Below are 7,310 nucleotides of genomic sequence, written 5' to 3'. Positions count from 1 at the left end.
ACCACCTCTCTTTGATTATACTATTATATCGAGATGCACACTAGAGTTTTGGGGGATTTGAGTTTGGTTATATATTTGTGTCCGCGCAACAAAGGCGCGGGGAAATGGAGAAAATCATGACTAAAAAAGACAAGCGCACCATTTGTCTACTTGGTCTACTATCTATCGCATTAGTCTTTATACTTACATCCAATGTCTTTGGTAACACAATTGACTGGTATAGCCAGCATGTAGTTATTGCGGATGCATTAAGACATGCAATAAGAAGCGAAGGAACACTATTCCCTACTTATATGAAACAGTTAATGGGTGGAGGAAATATCTATCACTTCTCTTATTATGGATACTTAAGACCAGATATTCTTATAGGTGCATTACTCATACATGTAAATATGCAGACAATCATTATTGCCTATAGTGTATTAATGCTGACACTCTCTGTTATATGTTGTTATATCTTTTTAAGACAACATACAGATAACGAAAACATCTGTATCTTTGTCAGCTTACTTGTATTATTATCAAGTATCTTCTTTCATTCACATAAACAGATCATGTTTGTGAACTATATGCCTTACTTATTCCTCGCTTTAATAAGTATAGAAAAGAAGAACTTTGCAGCTTTTACACTATGTGGCAGTATGATTGTACTTCATAGCTATTTCTATTGTATTGGATGCTTTATTGTATGTTTCATTTATTTACTATATCGTTATCCTGCTGAATGGAAGAAGCTCTTTATATCCTATGTACTCATTGTCTTATTAACCGCAATACTGACAATCCCAACACTCTATATTATATTAATGAATGGTAAATCTGGTGCACCCACTGCACTTGCATCATTATTCATCCCTTCTCTTAATTTAAAAGGTTTACTTTATAGTAAATATGGATGTGGACTTACATATATCTCATATATTCTTTTAGTTCTTGCCTTAAGTGATAAACAGCTAAGAAAGCTTTCTATTGTCACTCTAGTATCATTCTACTCTCCACTTGTGTGGTTTATTATGAATGGTTTCTTATATGCAAGAAGTAAGATCATGATTGTCTTTATTCCAATCGTGGCTTATATCATGTGTATGATGTTAGTAAAGATTAAAGAGGGGGATGTTACACTTTCTAGATATTCTGTACTGTTACTAATGATCCCATTATTCTTTATTGAATATCCATTCTCAGCACTTGTAGATTGCCTATTTGCGCTTCTTATCTTACTTCAAAGAAGAAAGCATGTACTGTATGGATATCTTGTGGTTCCAATGTTGGTCGTATCATTTATTAATGGGCCTTCTTCATTTTATAAACCAAAGAAATCAGAAAAGAATGTTTCACAGTTAGTAAGAAGAAATAAGATGCATACAGTCGCAGATTTGACTACAAGACAGAATGTCAATCAAACTCATGGTTATCTATTTAAACGTGTATCAGGCTATACATCTACTAATAATAAACATTACAATGAATTCTTATTTGATACATTAAGAATCCCTGTTCCTACAAATAACCGTGTCGCACAGAATGATACAGACAATATCTTCTACCTTAAAACACTTGGTATTGATACAGTTATTTCTAAAAGAAATGCCCCTTATGGTTATTCTTTAAGGGATCAAGATAAGAATGTGAAACTTTATCAATCAAATACTTCTTTACCTCAAGCTTATGCAACAAGCCAGTTAATGAGTGAAAAACATTTTAGGCAGCTCTCTTATCCATATACTCTAGATACACTTGTGAATTGCGCGATTGTGAATAAAGGTGATACACATTATCAAAGTCAATTTATTAAAGAAGATCCAGGATTCAAGAAATCTTATCATATTACTAAAAAGCAGAAAAAAGAAATGACATTGAATCGTCAAACAAACAATGAAATCGTTGTATTAGAAGCAGATATTGAGAATAAGAAACCTCTTAATGGTGTATCTATTACTGTCAATGGAATGAAGAATAAACTCGCTAGTATTAAGAATCCTTATTATCATCCTCATACACATTTCACTTATGTGACTACAAGTAATCAATTAAAAGTAACTCTCTCTAAAGGTGACTATATTATTAAAAATATTAAGATGTATACACTTCCTGCTTCTGCATTAAATCAGACTGTTGATCCATTAGATGTGAAGAAATCATCCAATGCACTAGAAGGTAAAATCAATGTCTCTCAAGATGGTTACTTTATTACACGTATCCCTTATGAAAAAGGTTATACAATGTATATTGATAATAAGAAAGTCAATATAGAAAAAGTCAATCAAGCATTCTTAGGATGTCGTATTTCAAAAGGGTGTCATACAATTAAGATCACATTTACTCCTCCAGGATATACCCTTTCATGTATCATAAGTACAATAGGTGTTATTCTATTTGTATTATTCTATATATATCAAAGAAAATATGATACTATGTGTAAGGAGGGGTAGAAAATGAATAAAAGATTATATCGTTCAGCACATGACCGTATGCTTGCTGGCGTATGTGGAGGTATTGCGGAATACTTCCAGATTGATCCTACTCTTGTCAGATTAGGATGGGTTGCATTTACAGCGCTAGGAGGAAGCGGTATTCTCGCTTATATTATTCTTGCGGTTATTGTCCCAAGTGAATACTAAAAAGAAGGTTCTCGCGAACCTTCTTTTTTTGGCTAGATAGTCATTAATTTCTGTGCAATCTTTTCTGTTTCATCAAAGATATAACGCATTAAACCTCTGTCTTTCTTATAAGACTTCTTTAAGTTTACATAGAGTTCTAATGCCTCTTCATCTTTCATTTTAGGAAGGTTGCTTTTTAGTATTAGAAAGCATTCTTCTTCATATGGATCACTTAAAATTCTCATATCTAACATAGAAATCATCCCCTTGGTCAAATAATAGTAAATACAATGAGATTATCCTTGCCTACATATATTATAGACCCTTTCACATGATTTGTAACAAATAATACCATAATCTCTGTATTTTTATCGTTTAGAGGATGTAAGAATTATGTTAAAATGTACACAAGTAGGTGAGAGTAATGGATGAGAGAAGTAAAAGGACACTTCATATTATTATAGGATTAGTGATTGCTGTATTGTTAGGAACAGTTTATACAAGCTATCTAACACCACAAAAGACACATCTTGTCTTTGGGGCAACTTATATGACTATGAACAACCCTTTCTATGAAGTGATTAATAATGAATTAAGAAAAGAAATAGAACAAAACGGGGATGAACTTATTGTACGTAATCCTGAACTTGATACAGATAAACAGAATGAACAGATAGAGGAATTTATATCAAAGAAGGTGGATGGTATTTTTGTGAATCCTATTGATTCAAAGAAGCTTCCTTCTTTAGAATCTGCAAGAAAAGCAGGAATTCCAGTGATTGCGATAGATGCGTCTGTAGATAATACAGATTTGATTGATTGTGTTATTGAATCTGACAATTATAATGCAGGTGTTTTATGTGCTCAAAATATGATGAAAAGAATGCAATCGGCCAATATTGTCTTATTAAAACATTCTACTGTCGAATCAGCAGCTTCAAGAATACAGGGATTTGTAGATACTATTAAAGATTATCCACAATATCAAATTATAGACTCTGCAGAATGTGAAGGACAATTAGAACGTGCGATGCCTTTAATGCAGACAATATTAAAAAAGCATTCAAATGTTGATGTTGTGATGGCTTTAAATGATCCTTCAGCATTAGGTGCACTCGCTGCCATAGAATCATTAAATCGCCATGATATTATTGTCTATGGAGTAGATGGCACACCAGATTTAAAATCACTTATTAAACAGAGCCCTCTTATTGCAGGTACTGCTGCACAATCTCCACTTATGTTTGGAAAACTCTCTGCAAAGAAGATGTATGATATTCTTCAAAGAAAAGATATTCCAAAAATTATTGAAGTACCTGTCACAATGATTACTAAAGACAATATTGACTCCTATAGTGTAAAGGGGTGGCAATAATGTTGAAAAGTATTAGCTTAAAAAGAATCCGTACATTTATGATGTCTTGGAATTTCTTTATGATCACATGTTACGCAATGATATTTATGTTCAGTACAAACTATATTATTATGAATAATATCTCACGAGACTTTCTGAGTTCTCTTAACTACATTCCTACAGATCCATCCATTATTTTCTTTAAATCATTGATTTTATATATAATCATCATGATACTTATGAATTTCTTTGATCATCGTGTTAAGGAATATCCATTTGAGAATATTCTCTTTCTACTTATTGAAACACTTATAGGCTTTATTATTATGAAATCATTGTATTTCATTTATAATGGTATTATCTATTTGATATTCAGTGATGCATTATTTAGATTTAAAGAGAATAAATATGTTAAGTGGCTGACTATTCCGTTAAGTCTACTTCTTATTATTTCTAATTATAATTTCTTCAGTACATTATTTCCTCTTGTGAATGCTGATGCATATCTAAATGTGTATACAAGTACGACAAGAGGGTTATTACAGGTAGGAATCAATTTACTAGATATTGTGAATTTATTGTTCTTTATTTTATTCTTGATGATTTATATTGCGAATGAAGTACAGGAAAATGAACGTATGACACAGGAATTAATCATGGTTCATCAAGTCAATCATGAATTAGAGAATTATGCTGCAGTAAGTGAAAAGATTGCAGAAGATAAAGAAAGAAAAAGACTGGCTCGTGAAATACATGATACATTAGGACATGCATTAACAGGAATTGCAGCAGGTGTTGATGCCTGTATTGCGATGATCGATATCAATCCTCAGGCAACCAAACAACAATTGATGGTTATCAGTAAAGTTGTAAGGCAGGGAATTGGGGATGTACGTAATTCATTGAATAAATTACGACCTGGTGCTTTAGAACAGCATGGCTTTAAAGGTGCATTAGAAAATATGATTGAAGAATTCACCAGTGTCAGTGATCTAGAAATCACCTTAGACTATCGTATTGAGAAGGTGGACTTTGAGAATACAAAAGAAGATATTTTATTTAGAGTCATTCAGGAAAGTATTACTAATGCAGTAAGGCATGGAGATGCAACGCATATTAATATTTCTATATATATAGAAGATCAGAAATTGAAACTAGAAATCCAGGATAATGGACAGGGATGTGAAGAGATTCATTATGGCTTTGGATTAAAACAGATGAGAGAACGTTTATCTATGATCAATGGAAAAGTGACATATGATGGACATCATGGTTTCTTAACAGTGGTCACAATTCCAATACAGGAGGGAGAACTTTATGATTAAAGTAATGATTGCGGATGATCAGGAACTGATTAGAGAATCATTGAAAATAGTATTAAGTACACATGAAGATATTGATGTGGTAGATACTGCATCAGATGGTTTTGAAGTACTAAAATGTTTAGAGAAGTATGTCGTTGATGTTATTTTGATGGATATTCGTATGCCAGGTTTGGATGGTGTTATGGCTACTAAGGAAGTGAAGGCGAAATATCCTAATACAAAGATTATTATATTGACTACTTTTGATGATGATGACTTTGTCTTTAGTGCTTTGCGCTATGGTGCGAGTGGTTATTTATTAAAAGGTGTATCAATGGATGAACTCTATAAAGCAATTGTGACAGTCAATACCGGAGGCGCAATGATTAATCCTGATATTGCGACAAAAGTCTTCAGTATGTTCTCTAAGATGCAGCAGAATAACTATACTATTAAAGTGGATGAAAAGGATGTAGAAACATTAAGTAAGCCAGAATGGAAAGTAATTCAGCATGTGGGCTATGGCTTATCCAATAAAGAAATTGCCCAGAAACTCTTCTTATCTGAAGGAACTGTAAGAAACTACTTGAGTTCTATCCTCTCTAAATTAAATTTAAGAGACCGTACACAGCTGGCTATATGGGCAGTAGAAAGTGGTCTTATGACAAGGACGTTTGATGATGAATAGGTCAAAGATTTTTCTCGGTATTGTTGTTTTTTCACTCTTTTTCATGATTGTCGCAAATTACCCGGATACAATTACCCTGGAGTTAGGTGTTTTCTCAGGAAGTAACTGGGATGTACCAAGCGGAGAGAGCTATAAAATCATTGATGGCGCTATAGAACGATTTGAAAAGAAATATCCAGGGGTTAAAGTGAAGTATGAGAGTGGAATCATGAAGAATGATTATTCTTCATGGCTTTCAGCTAAGATTGTCAAGGGAGAAGAACCGGATGTTTTTATGATTCTTGATGATGATTTTAATACATTGAGTTCTATTGGTGCACTTGCTGAAATAGACAGTTATATGTCTTTTGATCAGAATTTTAGTACGGATGATTATTATTCCAGTGTTTTAAAAGCAGGAACGTATTCGAATAGTCAATATGCACTTCCTTATGAATGTAATCCGACATTGATGTTTGTGAATAAGACTCTTCTGGAAAATTGTCATATTCAGATGCCTGATAATGATTGGACATTGGATGATTTCTATTCTATATGTAAAAAGGTAAGTGAGTATTCTTCAAATTATTATGGCTATTATGATTATGAATGGCTTGATTCTATTTATGCATATGGCGCACGGGTTTTTAACGAAAAGGGAACTAAATGTTATCTAGATCAGAGTGCTGTGAAGCGTGCTATAGAATTTTATCGTAAACTCAATAATTTAAATGAAGGACATACAGTCACATCTGACGAATTTGATAAAGGGTTAGTTGCTTTTTCACCTCGTTCTTTAGCTGTATATCGTACATATAAGCCCTATCCATGGCGTGTTAAAAAGTATTCTACATTTGAATGGGATTGTTTAAAGATGCCTACTGCCTCAAAGAATCAGGGAAGTGCACAGGTGTCTACATTATTGATGGGTATGAGTGCAAAATCACATCATAAATCACAGGCTTGGAATCTATTAAAAGAATTATGTCATGATCAAACAACTCAGCAGTCTATAACACAATACTCTCAAGGAATTTCTCCTTTGAAGAAGGTTGCACAGTCACAAACAATCATTGATATGCTCGATGAAGAAACAGGCGATTCTAAAATCAGTAGATCGTTATTAAATCAGGCATTATTGGGCGCACGTAACCGTGAAAAGTTTAAGAAATATGATGCAGCGAAGACTATGATTAATACCAATATGATAAAGATGATTCATTCAAGTGATGATTTTGATCTTTCATTAATAGAATTGCAAAAAGCAGTAAATAAATATTTAAATGAATAGAGTGGTTTAACCACTCTTTTTTTAATATGACAAATGTCATATTGAAGTCATGACTTTAGGCAGATGGAATGAAAGCGTTTGAATGCTAGAATGT

General features: G+C 32.9%; 7 protein-coding genes. 6 read left to right on the top strand and 1 reads right to left on the bottom strand.

From position 1 onward, the window contains the following. The first annotated feature begins 116 nt into the window (after window positions 1–116). Together H8909_RS08340 and H8909_RS08335 are read left to right on the top strand one after the other, a co-directional pair. Entirely contained in the window at window positions 117–2,432 is a 2,316-nt protein-coding gene (locus H8909_RS08340) for a YfhO family protein (RefSeq protein WP_187012500.1), read from the top strand. A gap of 3 nt (window positions 2,433–2,435) precedes the next feature. After that, complete coding sequence (locus H8909_RS08335; RefSeq protein ID WP_022425271.1) at window positions 2,436–2,621, top strand: PspC domain-containing protein; 186 nt, start codon at window positions 2,436–2,438, stop codon at window positions 2,619–2,621. A 32-nt stretch (window positions 2,622–2,653) separates the two neighbouring features. On the opposite strand, the gene H8909_RS08330 is transcribed toward H8909_RS08335, so the two are convergent. Then, on the bottom strand, window positions 2,654–2,854 hold the full coding sequence (locus tag H8909_RS08330) for a hypothetical protein (RefSeq protein ID WP_187012499.1): 201 nt from the start codon (window positions 2,852–2,854) through the stop codon (window positions 2,654–2,656). Window positions 2,855–3,024: 170 nt separating this feature from the next. Here H8909_RS08330 and H8909_RS08325 point away from each other — a divergent pair, with 170 nt between their 5' ends. The 4 genes from H8909_RS08325 to H8909_RS08310 are packed head-to-tail and all read left to right on the top strand — an operon-like array spanning window position 3,025 to window position 7,216. Then, window positions 3,025–3,975 (top strand): sugar ABC transporter substrate-binding protein, encoded by a 951-nt coding sequence (locus tag H8909_RS08325; RefSeq protein ID WP_238928252.1) that lies wholly within the window; start codon window positions 3,025–3,027, stop codon window positions 3,973–3,975. Continuing rightward, window positions 3,975–5,279 carry a sensor histidine kinase gene (locus tag H8909_RS08320; protein WP_187012498.1) on the top strand — a complete coding sequence of 435 codons (1,305 nt, stop codon included), beginning with the start codon at window positions 3,975–3,977 and terminating at the stop codon, window positions 5,277–5,279. Before H8909_RS08325 ends, H8909_RS08320 begins: the two co-directional genes overlap by 1 nt. Then, entirely contained in the window at window positions 5,272–5,946 is a 675-nt protein-coding gene (locus tag H8909_RS08315) for a response regulator transcription factor (RefSeq protein WP_187012497.1), read from the top strand. Before H8909_RS08320 ends, H8909_RS08315 begins: the two co-directional genes overlap by 8 nt. Continuing rightward, window positions 5,936–7,216, top strand: coding sequence for an ABC transporter substrate-binding protein (locus H8909_RS08310; protein ID WP_187012496.1), 1,281 nt, complete (start codon window positions 5,936–5,938; stop codon window positions 7,214–7,216). Before H8909_RS08315 ends, H8909_RS08310 begins: the two co-directional genes overlap by 11 nt. Window positions 7,217–7,310: the final 94 nt, after the last annotated feature.

The organism is Catenibacterium faecis (assembly GCF_014306455.1).
In the GTDB taxonomy this organism is placed as follows: Bacteria; Bacillota_I; Bacilli_A; order Erysipelotrichales; family Coprobacillaceae; genus Catenibacterium; species Catenibacterium mitsuoka_A.
The sequence above is the reverse complement of the archived record's forward strand: the minus strand, read 5'-3'. Positions and strand labels throughout refer to the sequence as shown.

Excerpts from the sequence above, each read along its gene's own strand:
- H8909_RS08340 (WP_187012500.1), top strand. The coding sequence starts at position 117 with ATGACTAAAAAAGACAAGCGCACCATTTGTCTACTTGGTCTACTATCT.
- H8909_RS08335 (WP_022425271.1), top strand. The coding sequence starts at position 2,436 with ATGAATAAAAGATTATATCGTTCAGCACATGACCGTATGCTTGCTGGC.
- H8909_RS08330 (WP_187012499.1), bottom strand. The coding sequence starts at position 2,854 with ATGTTAGATATGAGAATTTTAAGTGATCCATATGAAGAAGAATGCTTT.
- H8909_RS08325 (WP_238928252.1), top strand. The coding sequence starts at position 3,025 with ATGGATGAGAGAAGTAAAAGGACACTTCATATTATTATAGGATTAGTG.
- H8909_RS08320 (WP_187012498.1), top strand. The coding sequence starts at position 3,975 with ATGTTGAAAAGTATTAGCTTAAAAAGAATCCGTACATTTATGATGTCT.
- H8909_RS08315 (WP_187012497.1), top strand. The coding sequence starts at position 5,272 with ATGATTAAAGTAATGATTGCGGATGATCAGGAACTGATTAGAGAATCA.
- H8909_RS08310 (WP_187012496.1), top strand. The coding sequence starts at position 5,936 with ATGATGAATAGGTCAAAGATTTTTCTCGGTATTGTTGTTTTTTCACTC.